This window comes from Flavobacterium sp. AG291 (genome assembly GCF_003350375.1).
GTDB classification, from domain to species: Bacteria; Bacteroidota; Bacteroidia; order Flavobacteriales; family Flavobacteriaceae; genus Flavobacterium; species Flavobacterium suzhouense.
This window is the reverse complement of record NZ_QQAR01000003.1, coordinates 219,724-246,197: the sequence shown is the minus strand read 5'-3', so window position 1 is coordinate 246,197 and position 26,474 is coordinate 219,724. Positions and strand designations below refer to the sequence as shown.

Below are 26,474 nucleotides of genomic sequence, written 5' to 3'. Positions count from 1 at the left end.
TATGCAGCTATTCTTCAATCCCGACATACAACCCGGAACCGCAAGCTTTACTTTTGATAAGGAAGAAAGCAGGCATATTGTAAAAGTGCTTCGTAAAAAAGAAGGCGATAAAATCCACATCTCAAATGGTAAAGGTTATCTTTTCACTTCTGAGGTTGTTTTTGCCAATGAGAAAAAATGTGAGGTAAAGATCATTGCTGAAGAATTCCATGAACCTGCACCCTACTCGTTACATCTGGCTGTTGCGCCAACCAAAATGAACGATCGTTATGAATGGTTTCTGGAAAAAGCAACCGAAATAGGTATTACCAAAATAACTCCTATCATTTGCGAACATAGTGAGAGAACGGTGTTTAAAGGCGACCGTTTTGAGAAGATAATTCAGAGTGCTATGAAACAATCGTTACAGTATTATATGCCGATACTTAATGAACCTGTCGCTTTTAATGCATTTGTTAACACCCATCAGAAAGGACAACTATTCATCGCACATTGCGAGGAAACCGAAAAACGCCTTTTGAAAAATGCGCTTGAGCCTAAAAAAGAAGTAACAATACTCATAGGTCCTGAAGGTGATTTCTCAACTAAAGAGATCAATCTTGCGCTACAAAGTAATTATATTCCCGTATCTTTAGGCAACACTCGCTTACGCACCGAAACCGCTGCTGTTGTATCAGCACACAGTGTAGCTTTTGTGAACGAGGAATAGTTTCCAGTCACAGTTGTCGACATGCTAAATGACACCTGAGTGAAGTTTTGGCATTAGACTCCGTGGCGTTAAGAAAATTATGAATGAGGCGTTAAGAACCATCCGCTGTTTGAGCCGAAGGTGAGTTCGGATGGTTTAGCTGAATGAAATAATTTTTAGCCTAAGGAGTCAGAGCCTTGAATTTTTGTTTCTTTTGTTTCAAGACAAAAGAAAAATAAACTGATAAATTATGACCGACAAAAATTACGAAAAAATCCTAAAAATGTCCTTTGCTAGTGTATACCCGCATTACATTACCAAAGCAGAGAAAAAAGGACGCACCAAAGCCGAAGTAGACGAAATTATTTTTTGGCTGACAGGCTATGACGCAAAGGCATTACAGGAAATTCTTAACAATAAAACCAATTTTGAGGATTTCTACACTAATGCCCCAAAAATAAACCCCAATGCCTCAAAAATTACCGGGGTAATTTGCGGCTACCGCGTTGAAGATATTGAAGACCCTCTGATGCAGCAAATTCGTTATTTAGATAAATTGATTGATGAACTTGCGAATGGAAAAGCCATGGAGAAGATTTTAAGGGAGTAAATCAGTGTTCAATCTCAGTTTTCAGTTACTATTACTTCCGAGTGAAGCTAAGGCATTAGGCTCCGTGGCGTTAAGAAAATTATGAGTGAGGCGTTAAGAAGCATCCGCTGTTTGAGCCAAAGGCGAGTTCGGATGGTTTAGCCAAATGAAATAATTTTTAGCCTAAGGAGTCAGAGCCTTGAATTTTTGTTTCTTTTGTTTCAAGACAAAAGAAAAACTATATTTACACCACAATCATTATTCATGAAAAAATTGCTTTATACATTACTGCTCGCTCCTGCCCTGCTTAGTGCACAGGAAATCGCAGTACTTAAATACTCCGGTGGTGGTGACTGGTATGGCAATCCTACTTCATTGCCTAACCTTGCTAAATTCTGCAACCAGAACATCCGTACCAAAATAAACCCAAAGACCGCAACGGTAGACCCTTCGAGTGCCGATATATTCTCTTATCCTTTCATCCACATGACGGGGCACGGAAACGTGGTTTTTAGTGACAGTGATGTAATCAATCTAAGGAACTATCTTACTTCGGGCGGTTTCCTGCATATTGACGACAACTACGGTATGGATAAGTATATCCGAAAGGAACTGGTAAAGGTATTTCCAGACAAAGAACTGGTAGCTGTACCCGCCAGCCACGAAATCTTCAAGGGTCCTTTCTCTTTTCCGCAGGGTATACCCAAGATACATGAGCACGACAATAAGCCACCACAAGCCTGGGGAATTTTTGTTGAAGGGAGACTTGTAGTACTCTATACCGTTGAAACCGATCTTGGTGATGGTTGGGAAGACCCGGAAGTACATAACGACCCAAAAGATGTACGCGAAAAAGCCCTTAGAATGGGTGCTAACATAGTAAACTATGCCTTTAATAACTAAAGGCATTTTTTATGCAGTAAACTCTTAATTAAACTATCTTGCTTTGTTTTTTTTCTTAAATTCGATAGCACAAAACAAACCAACATGCTGACATCTAAAACTATCGCTAACGGAATACTTCGCGCACTCGCTGTTATTGTAGGCTGTTGCCTTTTATTGTATTTCCTATACCAGGTACAAACAGTAATTTTATACCTTTTTATAGCATTAATTGTTAGCACAGTTGCTACTCCTATCGTCGATTTTCTTAAAAAAAGATGCAAATTCAGCCATACACCTGCAGTTATAACCACATTGATTTTCATGATAGCGCTACTTATAGGCTTTATTATGTTGTTTGTTCCGCTTATCATAGCTCAGGGACAGAATTTATCTTTACTTGATACTCATAAATTGGAGCAGGATTTCAGTGACATGGTGCTTCATATAAAAAACTACCTTGCCGGCTTTAATATAGACACAGATAAATTAATTAAACACACGGATTTAACATCAAAACTTAATCTTAATTTCATTCCTAATTTTATCAATATCCTGATTAATATCGTTAGTGGATTTGGAATTGGGCTTGCTTCGGTAACTTTTATCACTTTCTTTTTCCTTAAGGATAAAGAACTGTTCAAGAAATCAGTAAAAAAATTACTGCCTGATGCACACGAGGAGAAAATCATTAATTCTTTCAGAAAAACCAACGAAATGTTGAGTCGTTACTTTATTGGATTAATGGTCCAGATGTCATGCCTGTTTATATGTTACCTGATAGTGTTGCTTATTTTTGGCGTAGAAAATGCATTCATTATTGCTTTTATTACTGCATTACTTAACATTATCCCATACATTGGGCCGCTTATTTCATCAATTCTAGTTATTATACTTACCTTATTAGGAAACATCGGACCAGAATCTCAAGGCGAAATGCTTTCAACAACATTATATGTTTTCATTGGTTATTGCGTTGCTCAGTTTATAGATAACAACATTACGTCACCCCTTATATTTTCGAACAGTGTAAATTCGCATCCGCTTGAAATATTTATAGTAATTTTGGCCAGCGGATTTCTGTTTGGCATACTCGGAATGATAATAGCTATTCCTGCATACACTACTATTAAAGTCGTTGCCAAAGAGTTTTTCCCCGAGAATCAGGTTGTCAGAATACTTACCAAAGACTTATAGTTTTGCTTTTACACAAATTATTACAACAAGACATTCAGCAGTTTATAAAAGACAATACCGGCAAACCTGTTACTGCACTTGCCCTGCAAAAAAATCCGTTTCCGGATACAGACTGGACCGAAATAATTGGGCAGGTTGCTGCCCGTGAAAAAGCAAAAGACAAACTTCCTACCTGGTTTGAAGCTGGCAACATTATTTATCCTTCAAAAATATCGGTAGAACAAACCTCATCAGAAGCTACTGCCAGATACAAGTCGGGACTTGTTTCGGGTGAAAGCCTCATTGATCTGACCGGTGGTTTTGGTGTAGACGATTACTACTTTTCTAAAAGAGTAAAACAAGTTATGCACTGCGAACTGGACATCCATCTTTCGTCAATTGCAAAACATAATTTTGAAATCCTTAAGGCTGATAATATCGAATGTATGCCGGGCAACAGTACCCAAACATTAGATATAGAACACAAACACTGGGACTGGATATACATTGACCCTTCCCGACGTAATGATGCCAAAGGCAAAGTTTTTATGCTGAAAGACTGCCTGCCTAATGTGCCTGATCTGCTCGAAAAATACCTTAAATACACTCACAACATACTTATCAAAACTGCACCAATATTAGATATAAGTGCGGGTTTAAGTGAATTGCATTCGGTAAAGGAAATACACATTGTCGCAGTAAACAACGAAGTAAAAGAACTGTTGTGGGTTCTTGAAAAAGGATTCAGAAGCACTCCGACACTAATAGCCGTCAATCTGGTAAAAGATGGCGAAGATATTTTCAGGACATCATACGAGCCTGCTGATGAAGCTCCATACTCGGTACCTAAAAAATACCTTTACGAGCCTAATGCTGCCATAATGAAATCCGGGGCGTTTGATGCAGTGGCACATCATTATAACATTACCAAATTGCACAGGCACACCCAACTATATACCTCCGACCAACTCATTAGCTTTGAAGGCAGACGATTTGTTATTGACGAGATCATTCCTTACCAAAAAGCAGAAATGAAACCTTTAGAAGGCAAAAAAATGAATATTACCACACGTAATTTCCCTCTTTCGGTTGAAGATATTCGTAAAAAATGGAAAATCAAAGACGGCGGTGACACTTATGCTTTCTTCACCACAAACAATCAGAACGAGAAATTGGTTTTAGTGTGTTCTAAAGCTTAATTTACAGGCACCAACCTGAACACTGAACCCTTTTTATCTTCGACAGCTACATAAATATAACCATCGGGCCCCATGCGGACATCACGAAGGCGCCCAATGTTTTTAAGTAGTTTTTCCTGTCCTGTGATTTTGTATCCATCAAGATAACAAAGGTTAAGGTATTTAAAACGTAACGATCCTACCAGTAAGGCTCCTTTCCATGGTTTATAACGGTCTCCAGTAACAAAAGCTGTACCTGAAGGCGCTATAGAAGGCAGCCAGTATAACAATGGTTCTTCTATACCCGGTGCGGTAATCTTATCGGTAATTGTAGTTCCGTTATAATTTATACCATAACTTGTAACCGGCCAGCCATAATTAGCAGACGGTTTTATTATGTTTATCTCATCTCCTCCTCTCGGACCGTGTTCTGTTTCCCATAATTCGCCTGTAGACGGATTTAGCGTCATTCCCTGCGGATTACGGTTACCATAACAATACAACGACGTAGGTTTGCCTGACTTATCCTTAAAAGGATTATCTGCAGGAATTGAACCGTCAGCCTTTATTCTGTGAATCTTGCCAAGTGAATTTTCAAGACTTTGAGGATTTTCCTTTTCATTTCCTCTTTCCCCTACTGATATGAACAGGTAGCCTTTACTATCAAAAACCAGACGGCTTCCATAATGATGATGCGTAGAGGCATAAGGCAGTGCTTCAAAAATCACCTTTTGACCAGTAAGCCTGTTCCCTTCAAGCTTCGCCTGCATTACGGCAGTAGTTGCAAGATTACCTTTTGGTTTTGAATATGAAAAATATATCAATCGGTTTTTTACAAACTCAGGATCGAGTACAATATCGAGTAATCCTCCCTGCCCCTTGGCAAGAACTTCGGGAACACCTTTGATTTCTAAATTCTTTCTGTCTTTTACCTGATAAAGTTTACCCCCTCTTTCAGTAACCAGCAGGCTTCCTTCGGGCAGGAAAGCCATCCCCCACGGAACAGCAAGTCCTGTAGCCACCGTATCAAGTTTAACCGTTAGTTTTTCGCTTTCAAAAATTCCTGTTTTAGGAACTGTTTCAAAATCGTAAGCAGCCCTGTTTTTAATACCGTTCAGTATATAATCGGCAAGCTCTTCTATCTCTGTCTTGCTGAATGTTTTTTCAAAAGCAGGCATACCCTCATCTTCATAGCCTTTTGTAATCGCCTTTACAAGATCATTAAGTGTATTACCATGTTTCCATCCACGGTCTACAAAAGCATCCATTTTTTCGCCATGGCAACCGCTGCAATAGTTCTGGTAATTTTCCTGAGGTGTTCTTTCAGTAGTAATTGCAGTAACAGGAGTATATTCTTTTTTCTCTTTGGTACAGAAATAAAGCGCTCCCGAAAGAAGCAATACCGGAAACACAAATAATGTTTTGGTCATAAGGCAATTTTTAGATTTAGATGATGGAATATCAAAGCTATTACATTTTTAAATGAGATGACAATCCTTTAAGCAAAAAGTAACAACCACTCTCATTTTGATTATATTTGGCCTCCAATTACATTCAAATCAAAATGAAGAAACTCTTATTAATGGCTTTATTGGGTTTTGGCCTAGCTGCAACGGCACAAAACAAAGACTGCGAATTTACCATTATTAGTAACGGCGATGGTAAAGAACTAAAATCAACAAAAGATTACCTTATGTATGAAAAAGTATTTGCAGGTACATCTCAGTTTATGTTCTTTTCAATGTCAAACAATGAAGGCGTACCGGTACTAAACTTTCAGTTACTGGCAAAAAGTAAGGAATTCCCAAAAGTATTTTGCATAGACAAGACATCTAAAATATATATCCAGCTTACCAACGGAAAGATAATAACACTTATCAGTGCCACAGAGGAGCAGTGCTCGGGCCTTATTTATGACAATAACGAAAAGAATAATATAAGAGTACTGACAGGAAGTTTCCTTTTTACAAAAGGTTCTCTTGAAGAACTTGAAAAAAATTCGATCTCATTTATCAGGGTAAAATATGCAACTGAAACCGTAGACTACCCGGTAAAATCAGAATTGAACAGTGAAAACATGAAAGAAAAATATAGCCCGGACACCTATTTCATCAACAACCTGAAGTGTATCCGATAATTTTTTCAAAAAAAATACTTTCACTATAGTCCTGACTGTTAAAGACTTTAAGTAAACGTTACAAAAAAATCAAAAAAACCTTTAAAAATAGTTGCAGATAATAGAATCATCTACTACATTTGCAACCGCAAAAAGGGTAAAACTTTTGAGCTTTTTTGAAAGAGGAGAGGTGCCGGAGTGGTAACGGAGCAGATTGCTAATCTGTCGGCGTGCAAACGTCGCCAGGGTTCGAATCCCTGTCTCTCCGCTTCTTTCGGGGTGTAGCGTAGCCCGGTCATCGCGCCTGGTTTGGGACCAGGAGGTCGCAGGTTCGAATCCTGCCACCCCGACAAAAAAACAATGAGAATTCAGAAGGATTCGGGTTGCGTAGCTCAGCTGGATAGAGCACCTGCCTTCTAAGCAGGCGGTCACAGGTTCGAATCCTGTCGCAATCACAAACAGAAAACCACTCAATCGAGTGGTTTTTTTTTATACCCTTAACCATTATCAAAACTAAATAGAGCATCGCGCTAAAGCGGGACGGTCACAATCCCGAATCCTGTTGCAATCGCATATCACAACTAAATAGAGCACCGCGCCAAAGCGGACGGTCACAGGTTCGAATCCTGTCGCAATCGCATACAGAAAACCACTCAATCGAGTGTTTTTTTTTGTTTCACAGCCATGCCGTTCAAATATTTTCTTTTACTTTTACCTAAGGGGGATTTGACTTATATTATTTCTTCGGATTGTTATGACCACAAACAGTAGTTCAAAATTCACCAAAAGACTTTTAAGATTTATTGCCATTATTTTCATTTTAATGAATGTAATTGCGTTCTTCCACTCTTATAAGCTCACTCATTTCTCTGATAAAGTCACCAAAAAGACAGATGCAAACTCACTTACTGCTGCACAAAAGGCAAGAGTCTTATTTTTAGGGATAGATAATCCACGCCCGGTTAATAGGGCTAAACCAACACAACCCTACAAAACCATAAGAATAAAAAGCAACAAGGAAATAGAATGCTGGAGCATAACTAAGCCAAATACTAAAGGAACCGTAATACTTTTTCATGGCTATGGTGGCGACAAATCGCAACTGATCGATAAATCTGATAAATTTATCGCCATGGGCTACAACACACTTCTTGTAGACTTTATGGGATCAGGGGGATCTGAAGGAAATACCACCACCATTGGCTATTTTGAAGCACAGCAGGTAAAATCATGTTATGACTATATACTTAAAACAGGTGAAAAGAACATTCACCTCTTTGGCACTTCAATGGGAGCTGCCGCTATTTTAAAAGCATTAAATGACTATACTATTTCTCCTGCATCAATACTTATTGAATGTCCTTTTGGCTCGATGTATAAAACGGTGTGCGCCCGTTTTAAAGCTATGAAAGCACCTACATTCCCAATGGCAGGGATGTTGGTATTTTGGGGAGGAGTCCAAAATGGTTTCTGGGCTTTTAATCTCAATCCCGAAGAGTATGCTAAAAAGGTCTATTGCCCTGTATTACTGATGTATGGTGAAAAAGATAATCGCGTTAGCCGTGAAGAAACAGATATCATTTTCGGAAACATAAAAGGTAAAAAACAATTAGTTACTTTCCCTTTAGCCGGACATGAAAATTATCTTACCCGCTACAACCAGCAGTGGACAACAGCTGTAAGCAGCTTTTTGGAAAAATTATAAAAACCCTGCTGTTTTATTGATAAAATAAGGAGAGTCATTCCAGCGTATTTTCCTGTAAACATGATTTTCTTTTATTGATTCAGGCAGACAATCCCAAATAGCATGACTCATTTTTTCAAGCAATAACTTACGTGAAAAAATATCAGAAGTCACAAGGCTAATTTCCCTTGCCGGCACAGGCTCTTTAAATGGTTTAAACAAAGTATTCTCTCTCTCGTTCACAACAGAGAGCTGCGGTATAATTGCAAAACCCAGTTCAGCGCGCACAAGATTCTTAAGGGTTTCAATAGAATTTATATCATAATTAAACTGACCGTCTATTTTCCTCTTATCATCGGTCATGTCACAAATATCGAGCATCTGGGCATTGTAACAATATTCATGTTCCAGCAAAAGAAGATTTGGCTTATCCGTCATATTCAGCTCATAGTATTCCTCCCCTGCTAATGGATGCCCTGCATTTAAAAAAGCTATAAAAGGTTCATCAAAAACCGGATACTCTTTTAAACCCGGCATTCCGGTAGGTGTAGCCATCAAAGCAATATCGATCTCACCATTCTGAAGTCCATGAATTAACTGCCCGGTTCCCGCCTCTTTTATATTAAAATGCATATCAGGCACTATCTCTTTCATTGCTTTAATAAACTGCGGAATAAGATAAGGCGATAGCGTACTGATCACTCCAAGTGTTACTGCCCCTTCCAGATCATTTTTTTGGTTCACTACAAAATTCCGGATTGCATCAGCCTCATTCAGCACACGCTTAGCCCTGTTTATAATCTCATTACCAAGCAATGTTGGTTTTAGAGGTACCTTAGTCCTGTCAAAGATTTTTATACCTATCTCCTCTTCCAGATTCTTTAGCTGTATTGTAAGTCCGGGTTGTGTCACCATACATTCCTCTGCTGCTTTGGCAAAATGACGATGCTCATCAAGGGCAATAATGTAACGTAGTTGTTGTATAGTCATAATTATAAATTTATTTTATAAAAGTAAAAAATTATTAATTTGTTTTATATACCATACCTGAAATATCTTTGTCCTATCAAAATGAAACAATAACCCCAAATTATTATACAATGAAAAATTTAATCGTATCAGCAATAGCATTACTTGGATTAACTGCCGCCACAGCACAAACAGATCCATCTATAGCAGGAAGCTATAGCATCGAAAAAAACACAAGAGAATTTCTTAAAGCAGTTCATAGCAGTACAGGTCCGCAACTATATGAACTTTCTATTCAGGACGCAAGAAACGTACTTGTCAATGCACAAACCGGAAACTATGAAAAACTACCCGCAGATATTGAAGACCACACAATTACTCAGGATGGCAGAGCAGTTTCAATTCGAATCATAAAACCAAAAGGAGTAAAAGAAAAATTACCTGCTCTTGTGTACTTTCACGGTGGCGGATGGATACTTGGAGATTCTTTTACCCATGACAGATTAGTAAGAGAACTTGCAATACGAGCTAAAATAGCAGTAGTATTCGTTAACTACACCCCTACTCCCGAAGCCCGTTATCCTCAGGCTAACGAAGAAGCTTATGCAGCAACCAAATGGATAAAAGAAAATGGTGCATCAATAGGCCTGAACACAAATAAACTTGCCGTAAGTGGTGACAGCGTAGGTGGAAACATGGCAATTGCAGTAACCCTGATGGCAAAAGAGCGCAAAGGCCCTCAAATTGACTTCCAATTACTATTCTACCCCGTTACTGATGCAGGATTCGATACAGCATCTTACCAGCAATTTGCCAACGGACACTTTTTAACCCTTAATGCTATGGTCTGGTTCTGGAACCAGTATGCTCCAAACAAAGCAGACCGCGCTCAAATAACAGCATCTCCTCTGCGTGCCGACATCGAACAACTGAAAGGACTTCCTGAAGCTTTGATAATCACTGCCGAAAATGATGTACTTCGTGATGAGGGCGAAGCATATGCAAAAAAACTAAATGCAGCAGGCGTTAAAGTTACCGCTACACGATACATAGGAACAATACACGATTTTGTAATGCTTAACCCTATTACAAATACTCCGGCACCAAGAGCTGCAATTAAACAGGCTACTGATGCTTTAACCGAAAAATTGAAATAACTTTATCACAATTCAAAAAATAATTTAAAAAACTTTTAAAAACTAATATCATGAAATTTACAAGAAAAGCAAACGCAAACTGGAAAGGTACAGGAATGGAAGGTACAGGTAAAATCTCTACCGAAAGCACAACTCTTAATAACGCACAATTATCATTCAAAACCCGCTTTGCAGACGGTGTAGGTACAAACCCTGAAGAACTTATTGCTGCAGCGCATTCAGGCTGCTACACCATGCAATTAAGCTTCCTTTTAAACGAAGCAGGTTTTACAGCCGACAACCTTGATACTGAAGCTCAGGTTACTTTTGAAGACGGAACTATCACTAAAATACACCTGAAACTGGAAGCAAGTGTTCCCGGTATAACAGAACAGGATTTTCAGACAGCAGCTCAAAAAGCAAAAGAAATTTGTCCTGTATCTAAATTATTAAAAGCTGAAATTACATTATCAGCTGCCTTAGTAGGCTAATTAAAAATAAATACAACTTAAACAAGTCCTGCCTTTCGCAGGACTTATTCATTTATAACAATCACAAAATCAACCAATAAAAATCTATTGGCACACCATTTGTATTATAGTTAATAACAAAAAGCCATAATAATGATATAAAAGATACGATTATAGTACTGCATAGTATTTTATTTATATATTTACACCGGTTGTTAAAAAATTAACATTTTAGAATATGTTTTTTTAAACAATCTTCAAACAAACAATTATATCTATACATTATGAAATCGTATTCTGTTAAAGAAATTAGCGAATTGCTGAATGGAGAATTAGTGGGCTCTACCAGCAATCAGATTTTATCACCAGAGCAGCTTGAGCTTGCACAAGAGCATCAGATTTCCTTCATTGGAAACAAAAAATATGAAAAACTATGGACCGATTCTAAAGCATCGGTTGCCGTAGTAAACTCAGATATAGCTATAGAACCCGGAGACAACAGGGCTTTTATAAAAGTTAATAACGCCGACTTAGCGATGTCTAAAGTTTTAGAACTTTTTGCACCTCCACATCCAGCTTTTGAAGTAGAGATACATCCTACCGCTGTAATACACAAAACAGCGGTTATAGGAGAAGGAACAAAAATTGGTGCCGGATGTTATGTAGGTCCAAATGTAAAAATCGGAAACCATACTATACTTTACCCTAATGTTACGGTACTGGATGAATGTACCATTGGCAACAAAACCGTATTGTGGTCGGGGGCTGTTGTAAGAGAGCGTTGCCACATAGGTTCACACACCATAATTCACCCCAATGCAACGATTGGTGCCGATGGTTTCGGTTTCAGGCCGTGCCCACAGCAAGGATTGGCAAAAATTCCTCAGATAGGCAATGTAATTATTGGTAACGCCGTAGAGATTGGCGCCAATGCTTGTGTTGACCGTGGTAAATTCAGCTCTACTATTGTAGGTGATGGTTGCAAAATTGATAATCTTGTACAAATAGGGCACAACAGCGTACTTGGAAAATTCTGTATTATGGCCGGAAACAGCGGCCTTGCCGGATCTGTAACGCTTGGTGATGGTGTAATCATTGGCGGAAGCGCATCTATTAAAGACCATTCAACAATTGGCAGCGGAGCAACCATTGGAGCCGGATCTGGTGTAACCGGCGATGTGGATCCTGGAAAAGTAATGCTCGGTTACCCCGCAGTTGAAGCAAGGACAGCCTTAAAACAATGGGCAATACTAAAACGAATGGCTGAAGCAAAATAAAAATTTTAAATAACAAAACCCTGCCAAGTGCAGGGTTTTATTATTGAATCAACTATATTCAACAAACACCTCTTTTTTACAACAATTTTTAAACACTTTGTTTTTATCTGAGCAATAATTCATTAAATTCGCAACTTCAACAAACAAAAGAGTATACATCATGAATAAAAAAGTAGTAATCGTTTCGGCTGTACGTACACCAATAGGTAGCTTCATGGGAGCATTATCAACCGTTACGGCTTCTCAGCTTGGAGCTGCTGCCATTAAAGGAGCTCTTGATAAGATTAATTTAGACCCTAAACACGTAGACGAAGTAATAATGGGTAACGTGGTTCAGGCAGGTGTCGGACAGGCTCCGGCAAGACAAGCCTCACGTTTTGCAGGTCTTCCTGATTCAGTTATCGCTACTACAGTAAATAAAGTTTGTGCATCAGGTATGAAAGCTGTTATGCAGGCTGCTCAGGCAATCCAGCTTGGGGATGCAGATGTAATTGTCGCAGGTGGTATGGAAAACATGAGTCTTATACCTCATTATGTTCAAATGAGAACAGGCGCTAAATTTGGTCCTGCTACTATGATTGACGGAATGCAGAAAGACGGTCTTACTGATGTTTACGACAATGTTGCAATGGGTGTTTGCGCCGATGCTACTGCTACTGAATATAAAATTACACGTGAAGAGCAGGATGCTTTCGCTATTGAATCATATACACGTTCTGCTAATGCTTGGAACGAAGGTAAATTTGACAACGAAGTTGTTCCTGTAGCTGTACCTCAACGTAAAGGTGACCCTATCATGGTTACTAAAGATGAGGAGTATTCTAACGTGAAACTTGACAGAATCCCTACACTTAACGCTGCTTTCACTAAAGAAGGTACTGTTACAGCTGCTAACGCTTCTACAATCAACGACGGTGCTGCTGCACTTGTTATTATGAGTGAAGACAAAGCTAACGAGCTTGGACTTAAACCTCTTGCCTACATTAAAGGTTATGCTGATGCTGAACAGGAACCAAAATGGTTTACTACTGCTCCGGCGAAAGCTCTTCCTAAAGCACTTGACAAAGCAGGTATATCTAAAGATGATGTTGATTTCTTTGAATTCAACGAGGCATTCTCTGTAGTAGGTATCGCAAACTCAAAAATACTTGGTCTTGATGCTGATAAAGTAAACGTAAATGGTGGTGCTGTATCGCTTGGTCATCCTCTTGGATGTTCAGGTGCGAGAATTATCGTTACACTTATAAATGTACTAGAGCAAAACAACGCTAAAACAGGAGCTGCTGCTATCTGTAATGGTGGTGGTGGTGCTTCAGCTATTGTTATCGAAAGAGTATAATCATTTATTGATTTTATATAGTAAAGGCAGCTTAGGCTGCCTTTTTTTTGTTCTGTTGTCTTAAAACCAAAGAAATATACACCTATAAAGAGAATGTTCAAAACTCTGTAAAAAAGCTTCAGAATTAACTACTATATTTGTAAACTCAAGTGAGACCCCGATTAGCAATAATCAATAATAATTAAAAAACAGTCAAATAAGAAGGATGTTCGGTATATGTAATCTTGCCATTGTGCCCCTACGTTTAGAACCAAGCGACAGAAGCGAATTAACAACACAAGTGTTGTTTGGCGAGCATTTTAAAATACTGGAACAGACTGAAAAATGGTCACGCATTGAACTTGCATACGACGGCTATAATGGCTGGATTGATAATAAGCAGTACCGTCTTATAAGCCAGGCCGATTATGATGCCCTGAGCAATAGCCCGGCAGTACTAAACGGTGACCTGATTGAATACCTTACTACTCCCAACAATCAACTGCTATCGATACCTATGGGTGCGTCGCTGACTTTTCTTGAACACCCATCTATAAATACCGAAAACTATATGTTTGAAGGGCTTAAAGTATCGGGAGTGACAAGCAAACAACATTTGTTGCAAACCGCATTTATGTACCTAAATGCTCCGTATTTATGGGGTGGAAAGACACCTTTTGGCTTAGATTGTTCTGGTTTTACGCAGATGGTATACAAACTGAATGGATACTCATTATTACGTGATGCCTCTCAACAGGCGACTCAGGGAGAAGCTTTAAGTTTTATAGAAGAAAGTGAACCGGGCGACCTGGCATTTTTTGACAATGAGGAAGGAAGAATCATTCACGTAGGTATCATTATGGAAGACAACCACATAATACACGCACACGGAAAAGTACGTATTGACCGTTTGGATCACTTAGGTATATACAATACTGATACTAAAAGGCATTCACATAAGCTTAGGGTAATAAAAAAGATTATTTAACAGGCATTAAAGCCTGTTTTTATTTACATTAATCTTAAAGGAGAAAAAAAGCTTTACCATATCTATAAACTTGAGTTTGTTAGGCAAAATACCTAAAGGTATGGCCTCCTTTATTTCTTCATAATTACTGTATCGTAATCCTACAATTTTAAAAGTTACTCTCCCCTTGTTATTCACGAAATGAATTACCTTATAAGATCTAGATTTTACTTGTCCATATGCTATCACTATACCTTTAAAATTTTTAAAGTATAACCTTTTGCCAAAAGGACAAAGCAAAGAAAAACAAATAAGACGGTCTGACTTTACGATAATATATTTGATTTGTCTTATGATAAGTAGAAGTATTACAATTAACATAAATAGTAAAAGACCTATAATACTATTTACTATAGGGTAAAACACAAACGCTTCTATACATTTAACGAACATAGCTATATTCAAAGCAAGATTTAATAACATAATAAATCCAACAAAAAAAGTATCTTCGCTAAACTTACTCCTAACCCTAGTCATATAATTTTATTTATTACCTGCAAAAATAAAGTAAATGAAGTAATAAGAGGTAAAACTTATCTTACCTGAATGCTAATAAGGAAATTAAAAGCTTTTATTTATATTTACTCAATGCCTAAAACAATCCAAATATCGATACCTACCCCATGCCATGAAAATTGGGATGCCATGACTACTGCCGATAAAGATCGTTTTTGTACTTCGTGCCAAAAGACAGTATTTGACTTCACGAATTCATCGGACAGGGAAATTGCTTCTGTATTGAAAAACACCGATAATGCCTGTGGAAGGTTCAGGGTAACACAACTGAACAGGGATTTGGTAGTACCAAAAGAAAAATCATCGTTATGGATGGCAGCCAGTGCTGCTGTTGTGAGTTTCCTGACGATTGGAAACCATACTATTTCTGCTCAAACACCTGTAAATACTGAGCAACATATTTCTGAAACTGATGAGATAGTTGGAAAGGTTGCTCCAACTTCCGCCCCAGAAAGAAACTTAATTTCAGGAGTTGTTTCCGAAAAAAATGAAGGAGTACTTCCCGGAGCAAATATTCAAAATGCCAATACTCTGTCAGAAACGCAAACCGATATAAATGGAAACTTTTCAATAAAGGCCGCTATAGGTGATAGACTAATCGTTACCTATGTTGGAATTACAAGTAAAGAAATAATTGTTACTTCAGGCAGTCCTAAAATTATTGTAGAAATGGAATTCATGGGATTAATATATACTAAACGCAGTTTCTTTGGTCGCGTCTTTCATTCCATAGGTAATATATTCAGATAAGCCCTTCCCTACTTTTTGTTATCTTTAGCGTTCCAAAACAACAAACATTCAAAATTCAAACGCTAATGAGAAACAAACTCACTTCTCTCCTGCTGGTGTTAACATTATGCATGGCAGGAACAAATGCATTCGCCCAGAAAAAAGGTAAAATCGTAAAGACCCAGGGTAAAGAAATCTTAGACTCTAACGGTAAACCAATCCTCCTTAAAGGAACTAATCTTGGCAACTGGCTGGTTCCCGAGGGCTATATGTTCAAGACCGGTAAAGTCGCAGCTCCAAAGCAAATCGACCAGCTATTCCAGGAAATGATCGGTCCAGACAGCACCGCTGCATTCTGGGACAAATATCTTGACAGCTACATCACACAAGACGATATCAAATACCTGAAACGCACCGGATCAAACCACGTTCGCCTACCGTTTCATTATAAATTATTTACCAATGACCTGTACATGGGTAAACGTAATGCCGGCTTTGAGTATTTTGACCGTGTGATTGAGTGGTGTCGAAAAGAGAATCTGTATGTACTTCTTGATATGCATTGCGCTCCGGGCGGACAAATCGGCGACAATATCGATGATAGTAATGGTTACCCGTGGCTATATTTTAGCAAAACAGCTCAGGACGAAATGAGTGCTATCTGGATGAAGATAGCCAAACGCTACAAAGACGACCCGATCATCTTAGGCTATGACGTAATTAACGAACCTTTTGCGCATTATTTTGCTAAAGAGATACCTGATTATAACGACAGGCTTTTTATGGTTTATGAGCGTATGGTAAAAGATATCCGTTCAGTTGACAAAAAACACTCCATTTACCTGAATGGTTCTATGTGGGCGGGAGATTTTGGCGTATTCGAACGCATACTGGATGATAACGTGGTATATGAATTCCACAAATACTGGTTTGACATCAATCAGGAATCGGTTCAGAAATACCTTGATTTTAGTACTAAACACAATGTTCCTATCTACATTGGCGAAACCGGAGAGAACACCGACGAATGGGTTATGGAATTTCGCAAGCTTCTTGATGCTAACAAAATCAACTGGGCATTTTGGCCATACAAAAAAATGGATAACACCAAAGGTATCATGAACTTTGAACAGCCGGAAGATTACGCTCTTATCACTAAATATGCTGAAAGTGACCGTAGTTCGTTTGAAAAGATCAGAGAAAACATGCCGGACAGGGTTAAAGTTCAGAAAGCACTTAACAATTACCTGAAAAACTGTCTTTACAAAAACAATTTCCAGAATAAAGGGTATATACAGGGATTAGGGTTTACGGTTGAATAATTCCTTTTCTTTTGTCTTGAAACAAAAGAAACAAAAATTCAAGGCTATATCTTTTTAAGCTACAAATTATCTCGCTCGGCTAAACCATCCGAACTCGCCTTCGGCTCAAACAGCGGATGTTTTTTAACGCCTCTCTCCATAATTTGCTTTACGCAAAAAAGATGAGGCCGCCCTAAACTTCACTCAAAATCATATATATAAAACAAAAAACGCCGCAGAATGTGCGGCGTTTTCTATTATCAATACTCAAATACTGAAACTCAGTACTAAATAATTATTTCACTTCTTCGAAGTCTACATCCTGAACGTTGTCGCCTTCAGCTTGTGCAGCTTCCGGTTGTCCTTGTGCAGCACCACCTTCCTGAGCTTTGTACATTTCTTCAGAAGCATTTTTCCATGCTTCGTTGATTTTGTCAAGAGCCGGCTGAATAGTATCAACATCTTTGCTTTCGTAAGCTACCTTAAGTTCGTTAAGAGCGCCTTCGATGTTTTGTTTGTTACCATCAGAAAGTTTATCACCAAACTCAGTAAGTTGCTTCTCAGTCTGGAAGATCATAGCGTCAGCCTCGTTCAGTTTCTCAACACGCTCTTTTGCGATTTTGTCAGCATCAGCATTAGCTTCAGCTTCTTTACGCATTCTGTCGATTTCTTCCTGAGTTAATCCTGAAGAAGCTTCGATACGGATATCATGTGATTTACCTGTTCCTTTATCAGTAGCAGATACTTTAATGATACCATTCGCATCAATATCGAAAGTAACTTCGATTTGAGGTACACCTCTTTGTGCTGGTGGGATACCATCTAAGTGGAAACGACCGATAGTTTTATTATCTGTAGCCATTGGTCTCTCACCCTGAAGTACGTGAATCTCAACAGATGGCTGGTTGTCAGCAGCAGTAGAGAACACCTGAGATTTTTTAGTAGGGATAGTAGTGTTGGCGTCGATAAGTTTAGTCATTACACCACCCATAGTCTCAATACCAAGTGAAAGCGGAGTTACGTCAAGAAGTAGTACGTCTTTAACGTCTCCTGTAAGTACACCTCCCTGGATAGCTGCTCCGATAGCAACAACCTCATCCGGGTTAACACCTTTTGAAGGTTTTTTACCGAAGAATTTCTCAACTTCTTCCTGGATACGTGGTATACGAGTAGAACCACCTACAAGGATAACCTCATCGATATCAGATGTAGAAAGACCTGCATCTTTAAGCGCTTTAGCTACCGGTTGCATAGAACGTTGTACAAGACTGTCAGCAAGTTGCTCAAATTTAGCTCTTGTAAGCGTTTTTACTAAGTGTTTAGGTCCTGAAGCCGTTGCAGTAACGTATGGCAGGTTTATTTCAGTTTGTGCAGAAGCAGAAAGCTCAATTTTAGCTTTTTCAGCAGCTTCTTTAAGACGCTGAAGTGCCATTGGGTCTTTACGTAAATCTACTCCTTCTTCGCTGTTGAATTCATTTGCTAACCAATCGATGATTACCTGATCGAAGTCATCACCACCAAGGTGAGTATCACCATTAGTAGAAAGTACTTCAAATACACCGTCACCTAACTCAAGGATAGAGATATCAAATGTACCACCACCAAGGTCATATACAGCAATCTTTTGATCTTTACCTGCTTTGTCAAGCCCGTAAGCAAGAGCAGCCGCAGTAGGCTCGTTGATGATCCTTCTAACTTTAAGACCGGCAATTTCACCAGCCTCTTTAGTAGCCTGACGCTGAGCGTCGTTAAAGTATGCAGGAACAGTAATAACCGCTTCGGTTACTGTTTGACCAAGATAGTCTTCAGCAGTTTTTTTCATTTTTTGTAGTGTCATAGCAGACAACTCCTGTGGAGTGTAAAGACGACCGTCGATATCTACACGTGGTGTATCGTTGTCTCCTTTTACTACGCTGTATGGTACATTGCTTGCTTCTTTTGAACTTTCAGAGTATTTATTACCCATGAAACGTTTGATAGAAGCGATGGTTTTTGTGGGATTGGTCACTGCCTGTCTTTTAGCAGGATCTCCAACCTTGATCTCTCCGCCTTCAACAAATGCAATTACTGACGGGGTTGTTCTTTTTCCTTCAGCATTAGGAATAACTACCGGTTCGTTACCTTCCATTACGGAAACACATGAGTTGGTTGTTCCTAAGTCAATTCCGATTATTTTACTCATCTTCTTTTCGTTTTATTATTTTGTTTTTGATTCTTATTATTTAAGTGGACGCTTTCATATAGTCAATCTTTGTGCCAATAAAATATTATGCATTCCTATATGACAAGTTGACACCAGAACCAAAATTAAAATTCTGCTCCTAAAGAATATATGACAGTTTTATGCCAACTTTTAACTGACATCACTATCGCTCAAAATATTCAAAAGCATCGATAATATCTAAATATGCTCCATCAAATCCTGCTAATATTATTTTATTGAGATAAGAATCGTTATTCCTGTAAATGATTCCCTGCCAGTCGGCATTCCAGTATTTTACTTTATAGTTACCTGGCCAGTCCGGGTTTTCGGCAGCAATCCAGTCATGCTTATTGCTATTCCATGAAGCCTGCCAGTAGTATCTGTAATCCTCAGCCTCTCCTATTGACATGTAACAAATAACCAAACGTTTGCCTCCGTTAGCTTTGTTTCTCAGCTGGCTTATCTCTGCAGCAGTAAAAGCTTCATCGTTAAGGAATAAATCCATTATAACAGCATCATAATTGGTGGAAGTCACTGCATTGATAAAAGCTGTCTTAGAATTGAAGTTCTCAGGATTGATAAGGTACAGGAAATTTTTTGCCTGTGAGAGTGCTGTAATGTTATCGGCATTTACATTAACAGGCGCTGATGCAGGAATTACATTAAGACTACGTTCAGGCGCTGCAAAAGGCAAATAACCAAAAGCATTGTTGGCATCGTATGAATGAGATACTTTTGAAGGTGTAAAGCAGTAGTCTATTGCTAATATAGCATTCCCGGCATTTTTAGATATATCAAGGAAACTTTTAAGATATGAGGTCACGCTTGCAGGCGTGGTTTCATCATCATTATCATAACCATACAGAAAATCTTCCTGACCGTTACCATCTATAGCGTCGAGATATTCTGTTGCAGGACTGCCCGAAGCATCTCCTGTTGCAGTAACCAACTCAATACCATTTTGCGGAATGACTACAAACCCGGGACTAAAACTCTTGGCTTTCTGGCTAATTCCTATAACCAGATCACGCATATCCTGTTTGTAATCTCGGTTTTCATTATTATTACTTTCCGAATCAGAATCGTTGCTGTCACAACCTGTGAACAGTGCCATCATAGCCAAAAAAAATAATGCTCTCATAAAAATGCCTTTTAATTATAAACCCTAAATAAGCACTTTTATTTTACATTAACTCTATGAATGTGTAAATGGATCTTTAATGATAATATCCATTGCTATGTAGCTTGCATCAACCGTGTCATGACCGTTACCTATCAGGTCGTTCATATAACCGACATCAAAAGTAACCGGCATACTTTCGGGCGAGTAAGAATAATAAACACAAAAACGCGCTTCCTTATATTCAGGGCTGTCCCATCCTTCATTATGGTCATTGGCAACTGCAAACAAGGCCTCTGCACTCCCAATAAGGCCATTATGAGAATCATGATCTAACGGAACAAATAACTGTGTTTTAAGACGGGCACGCAGTTGCAGGCTATTTTCTACCTGAGCAAAATCATCAGAATAGAATTTACGAATCTCCTGCCTTACCGTTGTCGACCATTTCAGACTACCTGTATGAGTTGTATAGCTAAATCTGCCATACGCCCTGAATTCCTGCCTAACGTCTACTTCCTCCGGCTTATCAAATTGTTCATCATATTCATGTTGCCTGCGATAGCTTAATGCATAACTATACTGCCATTTCGAATTTAGCTTATGATAAAATTCCTGGTTTAGCACCATTATAGAAGGTGCATTAAATGGATCTTCTGACTCTGTCCCGCTTATGTAGCCAGTACCAAAATAAGTTTTGGAACTATTCTTTTCATTCAGCTTTTGCGACACTCCAATTGCCGACCAAAAGGCGGTATTAGTCTCACCAAGTCCGGGAGGAGTAAGCTGGGCAAAAGCCGTTATAGTAAATAGAAAACAAAATATCAGGGCTAAAAATCGGGTGTTCATCATCATCACATTTATGTTTTGCACTACAAATATGAAATATGAATCTGGAAAGAATTGGGAAATTTCCGGTTTTAAACTTAATCTACTAAAAACAATGCATTGCTAAACAACAGATTCCCGTTTTCCCAGAAACCACGGAACAAGGGATTATCAACCATATAAATTACACTTCCTCTGCCCTTTTGCTCTACGGCAAATGTTACAGTATTTTCAAGTTTTTTTTTCAGGCTCCTGCCAATAAAACCAAAGTTTTTATATCCGGCAGGAACATAAGCAACATTCCATGCATTCTTAAGCAATTGATAACGGCTATCGCTTGTTTTTAAGCTGAAATACTTATCACCAAGACCAAATGAAAGCGGATGGCTTTTATCTATTACGTTTTCAACAATAGCACCAGGAACAGATGCAGATAATGCACGCCTTTCTGCATTTTGATAATCATTATAACGGGCTTTAAGTATCTCTTCGTCGTGTTCGGTAGTTTCCTGTTCTTTTGCAGCAGCAGAAGCAAATTTGGTCAGGCTGTAACCCGGCCTGTCTTCAAAAATATTCAGTGCACCTGCAATGGCTATTACCTTACCGCCATCAATAATAAAATCGTCTATTTTGTTTTTGTGGTTATCCGAAAGATCATACCAGCCATCAGTCAATACCAGCGTATTGAATTCATTCATGTTTACACGCCCAAAATTCTGGACATCAATAATACTTACAGGATAATTGATAATCTCGTCCATATAAAACCAGGCCTGCCCAAAATCGGTAGCACTCACTCCGTTACCCGACAACAGCAACACTCTTGGTGTCTCAAGAAGCGGATAATTCTCTCCTCCAAGATCACCGCCGTTAAGTGAATATCCACTCTCAATCACTTCATAATCCGCCTTTTTGTCTACAAAAGCATCCATCATGTTCTTGAAATCGACAAGTTGCGGATTATCCCCTTTCAGGATTACCAAATCGCCGGGGCTTACTTTTATTCCCCTGAATGCCGATGCCTTTCTTGACGAACGCACCTTTACGCCACTATTTAGCAATAAACCTAAAACTTTAGCAGATTCCCTTCCGTTCCACGGCACATAATACGCATAAACGCCTTCATATTCAAACTTTCCTTTGCGTGTAATTTCGGCTTTGGTATCTATGGAAAGATTACCCTTAAGTGCGTAACTGTCTACACCATACGCATGCGGCAGCGCCCATGCTGTAATATCATACGAAAGGCTGTCTGTAAGTCGTTGTGACGGCTCAAACAATACCTGGGTAAGCACGGCTTTAGGCTGATCTGCCTTTACGATAAGATCGTTAGGCTCAATAGTAAAATCTTTATCCTTATCACTTTGATAATGATAACCCGACGTCTTTTTAGACTCAGCGGCATACGAATACTGAATGTTATTGCGCTTCAGCAATTTTGCCAACTGTTCTGTCTTACCTGAGTTCTTAACTACATATGTTTTATATTTCCCTTTAAGGTTTTCACGACTGTCTTTAAAATATGCCCTGAAATCCTTAACGAGTTTATCTTTTTTCCATGAAGCCGTCTCTACAGCAGTTAGCACTGCGGCAGTATGATGATCGATCCTGTCCTGTAACGTTAAAACATTTCCGTTAGTCATCATCACGGCACGTCCTGCACCTATACCTCCCTGCTCATAGGTCATACCTACAGCTCCGTTAAAACTTGGGTAGGTGTCGCCATAGCTGGGATAAAAAAGGTCGAAACGCTCACGGGTATAGTAATTCCAGCCTTTGATATCAAATTTTTTAGCGGTCATCTCACCAACGGTATTATGGAAATCACGCTGTGCTTTGGTAATGAAATCGTGCATCGGTTCAGCTGCCGGTGGAAAGAAATAAGGCTCATTGAATCCCATTTCGTGTACGTCAACATGCACCATTGGCATCCATTCGTTATAAAGCGCCATACGCTGACGTGTTTCTATCTGCGTTTGCCACGCCCAGTCACGGTTCAGGTCATAATCATAGTGATTTTGCCTCCCTCCCGGCCACGGTTCCATATGCTCTCTGTCATAAATACCCGGATGCGTATTTTTTCCTGAAACATCCCTAAGCCAGTTACCATAACGTGAAAAACCGTCGGGATTAAGGCATGGATCCAAAATAACAAGAGTATTTGCCAGCCATTCTTTGGCTTCTTTATTATCAGGATTCAAAAGTTGATAGGCCACTGACATCGCACTTTCGGTAGCAGCAGGTTCATTGCCATGTACATTAAAGCTAAGCCAAACGATAGCCTTATCATTTATGTTACTGATCTTAGCATCACTCATCCCAATCTGGCTAAGGTTACTCACCCTGATATTCTCGATATTCCTAAGGTTTTCGGCTGATGAAATATAGTATACATTAAGATTACGCTCCTGAGTCGTCTGACCATAATTCTTTTTCATTATCATATCAGAATTTTGGGTCAGGTGTTCAAAATAATCTTCTACCTGATGGTAATAGGTTACGTTCCTACCATAATTCGGTAAAAACTCCGAAGGACTTTTAATCTGGGAGTTTATAGACAAGCTTAGCAATAGTGCTAAAGCGGTTATAATGTATTTCATGGAGACAATATTTCGAAAATCAAATGTAAGGAATTTATGAGTGTTTGATTAACAAACTTAATTGTAGCATTTACATTATAATTAAAATTTATTTTGCTTTAAATTCAGCGCAAATTGTATCAGGGTTTTTACCTAACAATCATTATCTTTGCATGCTTTTAAAATAAACTACAATGCGTATATCCTATAACTGGTTAAAACAATTCATAAAATTAGACTGGAAATCTGAAGAAACGGCTGCCCTGCTTACCGACCTTGGTCTTGAAGTGGAAGGCGTTGACAAATTTGAGTCGCTTAAAGGCGGACTTGAAGGTGTTGTGGTAGGTCATGTACTTACCTGCGTTCAGCATCCTAATGCTGACAGATTAAGAATTACCACTGTAGATTTGGGCGACGGCATACCTGTACAGATAGTATGCGGTGCACCAAACGTGGCTGTAGGTCAAAAAGTTCCTGTAGCTACAATAGGAACTACACTGTATGATAAAGAGGGGAATGCCTTCCAGATTAAAAAAGGTAAAATACGCGGCGAAGAAAGCCACGGTATGATATGTGCCGAAGACGAGCTTGGTCTTGGCGAAGGACATGACGGTATACTTGTACTACATGAAGACCTTAAGCCGGGAACTCCTGCTTCTAAAATATTCAACATAGAAAGTGATGAAGTTTTTGAAATAGGACTTACGCCTAATCGTGCCGATGCAATGAGCCACTGGGGTGTTGCCCGTGACCTGCGTGCAGGACTTTCTCAAAAAAATGTACATACCGAACTTATAACACCATCTGTAAGTAACTTCAGGGTAGACAAACGTACCCTTAAAATGGATGTTAAAGTTGAAGATAATAAGCTTGCTCCAAGATACTGTGGTGTTACCATTACAGGTATTACGGTAAAACCTTCTCCTGCCTGGCTTCAAAACAGGCTTAAAGCTATTGGCCTTACACCTAAAAACAATATCGTTGACGTTACAAACTATGTACTTCACGAATTAGGGCAACCATTACACGCTTTTGATGCTGCTAAAATAAAGGGTAACAAGGTTATCGTTAAAACAGTTACTGCCGGAACAAAATTCACTACTCTTGATGATGTAGAAAGAACACTGCATGAAGAAGACCTGATGATTTGCGATGAGGCAGGTCCAATGTGTATTGCAGGTGTATTTGGCGGTAAAAATTCTGGCGTAACTGAAGGCACTTCTTCAATATTCCTTGAGAGTGCTTACTTTAACCCGGTATCTATCAGAAAAACGGCTAAACGCCACGGCCTTAGTACAGATGCTTCTTTTCGTTTTGAAAGAGGTATAGATCCTACTATTACAGAATATGCCCTTAAAAGAGCTGCACTGCTTATACAGGAAACTGCCGGTGGAGAGATAACTTCTGACATCACAGATATCTACCCTAAAAAGATTGAAGACAATCAGGTCGTTGTAAACTTTGCCAATGTAACACGTGTTATAGGTCAGGAGCTTTCGAAAGAAACTATCAAAAAAATACTGGTATCACTGGATATCAAAATCAATACGATGTCTGACGCAGGTTTAGGACTTGTAGTTCCTGCTTACCGTGTTGATGTAACACGTGAAATTGACGTTATTGAAGAAATCCTGAGAGTATACGGATACAATAACATATCTTTTACTCAAAAGCTTAACGCTTCTATATCTAACTCTGCGCGCAATGAAGACTACAAACTTCAGAACATTATAGGTGCACAGATGGTGTCACTTGGCTTTAACGAAATGATGGCCAACTCACTTACTACACCTGATTATATAAAACTATCAGAAAATCTGAAAGAAGAGTTTAACGTAATGATGCTTAACCCATTGAGCAGTGACCTTTCTGCCATGAGACAATCATTGCTTTTCAGTGCGCTTGAGACAGTATCATTCAACATAAACCGTAAGAGAGCAGATCTTAAATTATTCGAATTCGGTAAAACATACCACAAACTACCTTCAGGTTATGATGAAAACAAACATCTTACCCTTACGGTAACAGGAAGCCGTTTAGCTGAAAGTTGGTCTTATGCTCAAAAGCCTGTTGATTTCTTTATGTTTAAAGGTTATATTAACCTTGTACTGACAAGACTTGGCATAAACAAAACACAAACACAACCTATAGCTAATGACGTTTTTGCTGAAGGCATAGCAATTGCGGTAGGAAATGAAACTATCGTTGAGTTTGGCACCATCAAAAAATCGATCCTGAAACATTTTGACATTAAACAGGATGTTTTCTTTGCCGACTTTAACTGGGGCGCCATCATTAAACTGGTTACAGGTAAAATCAAGTATGTAGAAATATCTAAATTCCCTGAAGTAAGAAGAGATTTAGCTCTTCTAGTCGATCAGGAAGTTTCTTTTGAATCTGTATACAGCATCGCTAAACAAACTGAAAAAACATTACTTAAAGACGTAAGCCTTTTTGACGTATACGAAGGTCAAAACCTTCCGGAAGGTAAAAAATCATATGCTGTAAGCTTTACACTTCAGGATAGCTCTAAAACGCTTACCGACGAGCAAATTGACAAGATAATGACCAAGATAAGACAGAATCTTGAAAAAGAAACAGGAGCCCAATTGAGATAATTCCCTTTCTTTATAAGCATAAAAAAATCCCGCCAATGGCGGGATTTTTAATTTATAGCAATATTAAAAC

At 38.8% G+C, this 26,474-nt stretch carries 21 protein-coding genes and 3 tRNA genes; 18 read left to right on the top strand and 6 right to left on the bottom strand.

Going from position 1 to position 26,474, the window contains the following annotated elements; all coding sequences use genetic code 11:
- The first annotated feature begins 1 nt into the window (after window position 1).
- The 5 genes from DEU42_RS05200 (at window position 2) to DEU42_RS05180 (ending at window position 4,534) form a co-directional block, all read left to right on the top strand.
- On the top strand, window positions 2-709 hold the full coding sequence (locus tag DEU42_RS05200; protein WP_114757226.1) for a 16S rRNA (uracil(1498)-N(3))-methyltransferase: 708 nt from the start codon (window positions 2-4) through the stop codon (window positions 707-709).
- A gap of 229 nt (window positions 710-938) precedes the next feature.
- Entirely contained in the window at window positions 939-1,298 is a 360-nt protein-coding gene (locus DEU42_RS05195; RefSeq protein ID WP_114757225.1) for a DUF2200 domain-containing protein, read from the top strand.
- A 243-nt stretch (window positions 1,299-1,541) separates the two neighbouring features.
- Entirely contained in the window at window positions 1,542-2,180 is a 639-nt protein-coding gene (locus DEU42_RS05190; RefSeq protein WP_114757224.1) for a DUF4159 domain-containing protein, read from the top strand.
- 84 nt (window positions 2,181-2,264) lie between these two features.
- Window positions 2,265-3,356: an AI-2E family transporter gene (locus tag DEU42_RS05185; RefSeq protein WP_114757223.1), complete on the top strand. Its 1,092-nt coding sequence runs from the start codon at window positions 2,265-2,267 to the stop codon at window positions 3,354-3,356.
- A gap of 2 nt (window positions 3,357-3,358) precedes the next feature.
- Window positions 3,359-4,534 carry a THUMP-like domain-containing protein gene (locus DEU42_RS05180; RefSeq protein WP_114757222.1) on the top strand — a complete coding sequence of 392 codons (1,176 nt, stop codon included), beginning with the start codon at window positions 3,359-3,361 and terminating at the stop codon, window positions 4,532-4,534.
- Here the strand turns inward: DEU42_RS05180 and DEU42_RS05175 are convergent.
- A complete protein-coding gene (locus tag DEU42_RS05175) occupies window positions 4,531-5,943 on the bottom strand; it encodes a PQQ-dependent sugar dehydrogenase (protein WP_114757221.1) in 1,413 nt (470 codons plus the stop codon). The two genes, DEU42_RS05180 and DEU42_RS05175, sit on opposite strands and share 4 nt — an antisense overlap.
- Window positions 5,944-6,077: 134 nt before the next feature.
- Here DEU42_RS05175 and DEU42_RS05170 point away from each other — a divergent pair, with 134 nt between their 5' ends.
- From DEU42_RS05170 to DEU42_RS05150, 5 genes are all read left to right on the top strand, one after another.
- The gene (locus DEU42_RS05170) at window positions 6,078-6,650 is read left to right on the top strand and encodes a hypothetical protein (RefSeq protein ID WP_114757220.1); all 573 of its coding nucleotides are present in this window, start codon (window positions 6,078-6,080) and stop codon (window positions 6,648-6,650) included.
- Between the two features lie 163 nt (window positions 6,651-6,813).
- Window positions 6,814-6,897 (top strand) — tRNA-Ser (locus tag DEU42_RS05165).
- A gap of 7 nt (window positions 6,898-6,904) precedes the next feature.
- A tRNA-Pro gene (locus DEU42_RS05160) sits at window positions 6,905-6,979 on the top strand.
- A 31-nt stretch (window positions 6,980-7,010) separates the two neighbouring features.
- Window positions 7,011-7,084 (top strand) — tRNA-Arg (locus DEU42_RS05155).
- Between the two features lie 368 nt (window positions 7,085-7,452).
- Window positions 7,453-8,334, top strand: a complete 882-nt coding sequence (locus DEU42_RS05150) for an alpha/beta hydrolase (RefSeq protein ID WP_233506620.1) — start codon at window positions 7,453-7,455, stop codon at window positions 8,332-8,334.
- Here DEU42_RS05150 and DEU42_RS05145 read toward each other — a convergent pair.
- Window positions 8,329-9,303, bottom strand: coding sequence for a hydrogen peroxide-inducible genes activator (locus tag DEU42_RS05145; RefSeq protein WP_114757218.1), 975 nt, complete (start codon window positions 9,301-9,303; stop codon window positions 8,329-8,331). The two genes, DEU42_RS05150 and DEU42_RS05145, sit on opposite strands and share 6 nt — an antisense overlap.
- Window positions 9,304-9,413: 110 nt before the next feature.
- Between DEU42_RS05145 and DEU42_RS05140 the strand changes: the two genes are divergently transcribed.
- From DEU42_RS05140 to DEU42_RS05105, 7 genes are all read left to right on the top strand, one after another.
- Window positions 9,414-10,439: an alpha/beta hydrolase gene (locus DEU42_RS05140; RefSeq protein WP_114757306.1), complete on the top strand. Its 1,026-nt coding sequence runs from the start codon at window positions 9,414-9,416 to the stop codon at window positions 10,437-10,439.
- A 50-nt stretch (window positions 10,440-10,489) separates the two neighbouring features.
- Entirely contained in the window at window positions 10,490-10,909 is a 420-nt protein-coding gene (locus DEU42_RS05135) for an OsmC family protein (RefSeq protein ID WP_114757217.1), read from the top strand.
- A gap of 263 nt (window positions 10,910-11,172) precedes the next feature.
- Entirely contained in the window at window positions 11,173-12,165 is a 993-nt protein-coding gene (lpxD, locus tag DEU42_RS05130) for a UDP-3-O-(3-hydroxymyristoyl)glucosamine N-acyltransferase (protein WP_114757216.1), read from the top strand.
- Between the two features lie 160 nt (window positions 12,166-12,325).
- Window positions 12,326-13,504: an acetyl-CoA C-acyltransferase gene (locus DEU42_RS05125; protein ID WP_114757215.1), complete on the top strand. Its 1,179-nt coding sequence runs from the start codon at window positions 12,326-12,328 to the stop codon at window positions 13,502-13,504.
- A gap of 205 nt (window positions 13,505-13,709) precedes the next feature.
- Window positions 13,710-14,471, top strand: a complete 762-nt coding sequence (locus tag DEU42_RS05120; protein WP_114757214.1) for a C40 family peptidase — start codon at window positions 13,710-13,712, stop codon at window positions 14,469-14,471.
- Window positions 14,472-15,098: 627 nt separating this feature from the next.
- Window positions 15,099-15,776, top strand: coding sequence for a carboxypeptidase-like regulatory domain-containing protein (locus DEU42_RS05110; protein ID WP_158537853.1), 678 nt, complete (start codon window positions 15,099-15,101; stop codon window positions 15,774-15,776).
- A gap of 65 nt (window positions 15,777-15,841) precedes the next feature.
- Window positions 15,842-17,077, top strand: a complete 1,236-nt coding sequence (locus DEU42_RS05105) for a glycoside hydrolase family 5 protein (RefSeq protein ID WP_114757211.1) — start codon at window positions 15,842-15,844, stop codon at window positions 17,075-17,077.
- 274 nt (window positions 17,078-17,351) lie between these two features.
- Here DEU42_RS05105 and dnaK read toward each other — a convergent pair whose 3' ends face one another.
- From dnaK to DEU42_RS05085, 4 genes are all read right to left on the bottom strand, one after another.
- Window positions 17,352-19,238 carry a molecular chaperone DnaK gene (gene dnaK, locus DEU42_RS05100; protein ID WP_114757210.1) on the bottom strand — a complete coding sequence of 629 codons (1,887 nt, stop codon included), beginning with the start codon at window positions 19,236-19,238 and terminating at the stop codon, window positions 17,352-17,354.
- Between the two features lie 184 nt (window positions 19,239-19,422).
- Window positions 19,423-20,400, bottom strand: coding sequence for an endo alpha-1,4 polygalactosaminidase (locus DEU42_RS05095; RefSeq protein WP_114757209.1), 978 nt, complete (start codon window positions 20,398-20,400; stop codon window positions 19,423-19,425).
- 54 nt (window positions 20,401-20,454) lie between these two features.
- Window positions 20,455-21,234: a DUF2490 domain-containing protein gene (locus DEU42_RS05090; protein WP_114757208.1), complete on the bottom strand. Its 780-nt coding sequence runs from the start codon at window positions 21,232-21,234 to the stop codon at window positions 20,455-20,457.
- A gap of 71 nt (window positions 21,235-21,305) precedes the next feature.
- The gene (locus DEU42_RS05085; RefSeq protein WP_114757207.1) at window positions 21,306-23,807 is read right to left on the bottom strand and encodes a M14 family zinc carboxypeptidase; all 2,502 of its coding nucleotides are present in this window, start codon (window positions 23,805-23,807) and stop codon (window positions 21,306-21,308) included.
- Window positions 23,808-23,980: 173 nt separating this feature from the next.
- Between DEU42_RS05085 and pheT the strand changes: the two genes are divergently transcribed.
- The gene (gene pheT / locus DEU42_RS05080; RefSeq protein WP_114757206.1) at window positions 23,981-26,404 is read left to right on the top strand and encodes a phenylalanine--tRNA ligase subunit beta; all 2,424 of its coding nucleotides are present in this window, start codon (window positions 23,981-23,983) and stop codon (window positions 26,402-26,404) included.
- Window positions 26,405-26,474: the final 70 nt, after the last annotated feature.

Excerpts from the sequence above, each read along its gene's own strand:
- DEU42_RS05200 (WP_114757226.1), top strand. The coding sequence starts at position 2 with ATGCAGCTATTCTTCAATCCCGACATACAACCCGGAACCGCAAGCTTT.
- DEU42_RS05195 (WP_114757225.1), top strand. The coding sequence starts at position 939 with ATGACCGACAAAAATTACGAAAAAATCCTAAAAATGTCCTTTGCTAGT.
- DEU42_RS05190 (WP_114757224.1), top strand. The coding sequence starts at position 1,542 with ATGAAAAAATTGCTTTATACATTACTGCTCGCTCCTGCCCTGCTTAGT.
- DEU42_RS05185 (WP_114757223.1), top strand. The coding sequence starts at position 2,265 with ATGCTGACATCTAAAACTATCGCTAACGGAATACTTCGCGCACTCGCT.
- DEU42_RS05175 (WP_114757221.1), bottom strand. The coding sequence starts at position 5,943 with ATGACCAAAACATTATTTGTGTTTCCGGTATTGCTTCTTTCGGGAGCG.
- DEU42_RS05170 (WP_114757220.1), top strand. The coding sequence starts at position 6,078 with ATGAAGAAACTCTTATTAATGGCTTTATTGGGTTTTGGCCTAGCTGCA.
- DEU42_RS05150 (WP_233506620.1), top strand. The coding sequence starts at position 7,453 with ATGAATGTAATTGCGTTCTTCCACTCTTATAAGCTCACTCATTTCTCT.
- DEU42_RS05145 (WP_114757218.1), bottom strand. The coding sequence starts at position 9,303 with ATGACTATACAACAACTACGTTACATTATTGCCCTTGATGAGCATCGT.
- DEU42_RS05140 (WP_114757306.1), top strand. The coding sequence starts at position 9,414 with ATGAAAAATTTAATCGTATCAGCAATAGCATTACTTGGATTAACTGCC.
- DEU42_RS05135 (WP_114757217.1), top strand. The coding sequence starts at position 10,490 with ATGAAATTTACAAGAAAAGCAAACGCAAACTGGAAAGGTACAGGAATG.
- lpxD (WP_114757216.1), top strand. The coding sequence starts at position 11,173 with ATGAAATCGTATTCTGTTAAAGAAATTAGCGAATTGCTGAATGGAGAA.
- DEU42_RS05125 (WP_114757215.1), top strand. The coding sequence starts at position 12,326 with ATGAATAAAAAAGTAGTAATCGTTTCGGCTGTACGTACACCAATAGGT.
- DEU42_RS05120 (WP_114757214.1), top strand. The coding sequence starts at position 13,710 with ATGTTCGGTATATGTAATCTTGCCATTGTGCCCCTACGTTTAGAACCA.
- DEU42_RS05110 (WP_158537853.1), top strand. The coding sequence starts at position 15,099 with ATGCCTAAAACAATCCAAATATCGATACCTACCCCATGCCATGAAAAT.
- DEU42_RS05105 (WP_114757211.1), top strand. The coding sequence starts at position 15,842 with ATGAGAAACAAACTCACTTCTCTCCTGCTGGTGTTAACATTATGCATG.
- dnaK (WP_114757210.1), bottom strand. The coding sequence starts at position 19,238 with ATGAGTAAAATAATCGGAATTGACTTAGGAACAACCAACTCATGTGTT.
- DEU42_RS05095 (WP_114757209.1), bottom strand. The coding sequence starts at position 20,400 with ATGAGAGCATTATTTTTTTTGGCTATGATGGCACTGTTCACAGGTTGT.
- DEU42_RS05090 (WP_114757208.1), bottom strand. The coding sequence starts at position 21,234 with ATGATGATGAACACCCGATTTTTAGCCCTGATATTTTGTTTTCTATTT.
- DEU42_RS05085 (WP_114757207.1), bottom strand. The coding sequence starts at position 23,807 with ATGAAATACATTATAACCGCTTTAGCACTATTGCTAAGCTTGTCTATA.
- pheT (WP_114757206.1), top strand. The coding sequence starts at position 23,981 with ATGCGTATATCCTATAACTGGTTAAAACAATTCATAAAATTAGACTGG.